Here is a 3762-nt window from a genome sequence, read left to right as displayed (position 1 = left end):
CCCCAGGCCACCCACGTGCCGGGCGGCCCAAGAACGCCAACACCCGCACAAAAAACCGCTCTAATGCCCACCCCCAAGATAAGCAGCAACCACCGCCGGATCATCTCGTAGCTTCTCCGCGCTGCCATGCACGGAAATGCGCCCGTTCTCCAGCACGTACCCGTAGTCCGCCACATTCAACGCCGCCGCTGCGAACTGTTCCACCAGCAGCATCGTGACGCCTTCGTCCTTCAGTCGGGCGATGATCCGGAATACTTCCTCTACCAGGATCGGCGCCAGTCCCATGGACGGTTCGTCCAGCAGCACCAGTTCAGGGTTCAGCATCACGGCGCGGGCCATGGCCAGCATTTGCTGCTCGCCGCCGGACAGGGTGCCGGCCAGCTGTTCGCGGCGCTCCTTCAAGCGCGGGAACAGGTCCATGGCGCGCCCCAGGTCGGCCTGCACGTCGCCTTTGGGGCGGCTGCCGGTCAGGCGCGGGAACGCGCCAAGCAACAGATTGTCGGTCACGGACAGGGTCGGGAACACGCGGCGGCCTTCCGGCGAATGGGCCAGGCCTAGCCGCGCGATGCGATGGGATTCCAGGCCGTCGATGCGCTTGCCGCTAAGCGTGACCTCGCCCGCGGTCGGGCGAATCATGCCGGACAGCGCCCGCATCGTGGTGGTCTTGCCGGCGCCGTTGGAGCCGATCAGCGTCACGACCTTCGCCTTCGGTACCTCCATGCTGATGCCGTGAAGCACCTTGACCTTGCCGTAACCTGCTTCCAGATTCTTGATCGATAGCATCTTGTTGTCCTCTTGGCGTCAGGCGGGCGCGCCGCCCAGATACGCCTCGATAACCTTGGCGTTGCTTTGCACTTCGTTCGGCAGGCCTTCGGCGATTTTCTGGCCGAAGTCCAGCACCGACACGGTGTCGCACACTCCCATCACCACATCCATATGGTGTTCGATGAGGATCAGCGTGATGCCGTGGTCGCGAACCTTGCGGATGATGGCCAGCAGCTCGACGATGTCGGGCGCGGTCAGGCCGGCCGCGGGCTCGTCCAGCAGCAGCAACTGCGGGTCCAGCGCCAGCGCGCGGGCGATTTCCAGCAGGCGCTGCTTGCCGTAGGGCAGGTTGCGGGCCTCTTCGTTGGCCAGCGATTCCAGGCCGACGAACTCCAGCAGCGCCATTGCGCGGGCCCGGGCGCCTTGCTCTTCGCCCTTCCACTTCGGTGTGCGCAGCGCGATGCCGGCCAGCCCCGTGGTGAAGGTGTGGTGCAGGCCCACCAGTACGTTTTCAAGCGCGGTCATCTCGCCAAACAGTTGCACGTTCTGGAACGTGCGGGCGATGCCGGCGGCCGCGATGTCCGCGGGCGCCAGTCCGACCAGCGACTTGCCCGAAAATTCCACCGCGCCGGCGGTCGGCACGTAGATGCCTGTCAGCACGTTCATCATGGTGCTCTTGCCGGACCCGTTGGGGCCGATCAGGCCATGGATGGTGCCGCGCTTGATGGTCAGGTCCACCTCGTTCAGCGCTTTCAGCCCGCCGAACTGCATCAGCACGCGCTTGGCCGTCAGCAGCGTTTCTCCCTTGCCGGCCACGGCATCGGGCACGGCCTCTTGTTCCTTCACCAGGTCCGACTTCACCGACAGCGCCGCGCGGCGGTTCGAGAAGAACAGGTTGCGCACAAAGCCCACGATGCCGTCGGGCAGGTAGTACACGACAAACAGGATCATGGCGCCGAAGATGGTCAGGCGCCAGTCGGTGACGGCGTCCAGCCAATACGAGAAGGCGGCCAGCACGATGGTGCCGACGACGGGCACCACCACGCGCCGGGGTTCGGCCCGGCCCTTGGACACCGCGATGACGCTGCCCACGGTCACCAGGATGGCCACGGCCAGGGCGATCAGCCGGAACGTGCCGATGTCGTCCAGCATCTTGGGCAGCAGCACGATGATGGATGCGCCCAGCAGGGCGCCCATGCGGCTCTTGCGGCCCCCCATGATGATGGCCAGCAGGAACAGGATGGTCAGCTCGAAGTTGTACGTGTTGGGCGAGATGTACTGCTCGGAATACGAGTACAGCGCGCCTGCCAGGCCGGCGAAACCGGCGCTGATCACGAAGGCGAACACTTTGTGCCGGTAGACCGACACGCCCATGCAATCAGAGGCAATCGGACTGTCGCGCAAGGCCTCGAACGAACGGCCCAGGTGCGACTTCAGGATGCGGTGCACGACAATCAGCGAGATCACCAGCAGCGCGCCCACCAGCCAGAAGTACTCGCTTTTCGTCAGGATGTGCCCACCGATGGACGGCTTGGGGATCTTGATGCCCAAGGGGCCTTCGGTCATGAAGGTCATCTCGTTGATCAGGATCTGGATGATGGTGCCGAACGCCAGCGTCACCATGGCCAGATACGGACCGGTGACCCGCAGCGCGGGCAGCGCCAGCACCGCGCCGAATGCCGCCGCGATCAGGATGGCAGCGGGAAGGATCACCCAGATGGGCATCTGCAGATGGAAGAACAGCACGCCCGCGACGTACGAGCCGATGCCGAACAGCCCGGCATGGCCCAGCGATACCTGGCCGGTGTAGCCCACCACGATATCGAGCCCGAACAGCAGGATCGAATAGATCATGATCGTTTCGACCAAATGCAGGTAGTACGTGTTGGTCACGCCCAGCGGCACGGCGGCCAGGCACGCCACGGCGACGACAGAGAGCAATAGGTGCAGGGGTTTCATCGCTTACACCTTCTTGATCGCGGTCTTGCCGAACAGGCCGGCGGGCTTGAAGGTCAGAACGAGCAGCAGCAACACCAATCCCGGCACGTCTTTGTACCCCGTCGAAAGATAGAAACCGGTGGTTGTTTCGGCGATCCCCAGGATCAGCCCGCCCACCACCACGCCCATGCCGCTGGACAGGCCGCCGATGATCGCCACGGCGAATGCCTTAAGGCCCAACACCGCGCCCATGGTGGCGCCGGTCAGCGTCAACGGCGCCACCAGGACGCCGGCGAATGCCGCCGTCAACGACGACAGCGCATAGGAAAACGTGATCACCATGCCGGTGTTGATACCCATCAATCCCGCCGCGTCGCGGTCATTGGAGGTGGCCACGAAGGCCTTGCCGTAGATGGATTTGCGGTTGAAGATCTCTACCAGGATCATCATGCCCAGCGCGCCGAAGACGACAAGCAGCTCCATGGGCAGCACGTTCGCGCCGAACACCTGGATCGGTGCTTCGGGCAGCGGGGACGGGAAGCGCAGGTCGTCGCGGCCCCAGATGTTCTCGGCCACGTTCTTGAAGATGATCCCCAAGGCGATGGTGGCCATGATCCAGCCGAATTCCGATCGTGTCTTGATGGCCGGCCGAACGCCCACCCGTTCGACCAATGCCCCTTGCGCGAAACCGAAAATGCAAACGATGGGAATCATGACCCAATAGTTCACGCCCAGGCCAACCAGCGTCAGTCCGACCAACGCGCCCAGCATCAAGGCTTCGCCCTGGCCGAAGTTCAAGGTGCCCGATGTGGCGAACGTAAGCTGGTATCCGAACGCGATGACGGCATAGATCATGCCTAGCGCGATACCGCTATAGATAAGCTGTAGAAGAATCATGGGTGTGTTTTCATAACGCCGGCGTTCCATTCCAGGCAACGCCCGCGGAACGCGGTGTTCAGTTGTCCAAGGCGCTGCGCGCCACCTGCATCACATGAAGCGGGAAAGGGCATGATCGAAGCGGCCGCGAAAGCGGCATTGCCGGTCCGGGGGGGGGGGGGG

At 63.8% G+C, this 3762-nt stretch carries 3 protein-coding genes; all 3 read right to left on the bottom strand.

What is annotated here, in order from left to right:
• Window positions 1-60: 60 nt before the first annotated feature.
• Genes ACE039_RS06890 through ACE039_RS06880 form a run of 3 tightly spaced genes read right to left on the bottom strand, consistent with a single transcriptional unit; the run spans window position 61 to window position 3600 of the window.
• The gene (locus ACE039_RS06890) at window positions 61-783 is read right to left on the bottom strand and encodes an ABC transporter ATP-binding protein (RefSeq protein ID WP_006224764.1); all 723 of its coding nucleotides are present in this window, start codon (window positions 781-783) and stop codon (window positions 61-63) included.
• An 18-nt stretch (window positions 784-801) separates the two neighbouring features.
• Complete coding sequence (locus tag ACE039_RS06885; protein WP_332006954.1) at window positions 802-2724, bottom strand: branched-chain amino acid ABC transporter ATP-binding protein/permease; 1923 nt, start codon at window positions 2722-2724, stop codon at window positions 802-804.
• Between the two features lie 3 nt (window positions 2725-2727).
• The gene (locus ACE039_RS06880; protein WP_088588679.1) at window positions 2728-3600 is read right to left on the bottom strand and encodes a branched-chain amino acid ABC transporter permease; all 873 of its coding nucleotides are present in this window, start codon (window positions 3598-3600) and stop codon (window positions 2728-2730) included.
• Between the last annotated feature and the right edge of the window lie 162 nt (window positions 3601-3762).

It is taken from the genome of Achromobacter maghribensis, assembly GCF_057334215.1.
The sequence above is the reverse complement of the archived record's forward strand: the minus strand, read 5'-3'. Positions and strand labels throughout refer to the sequence as shown.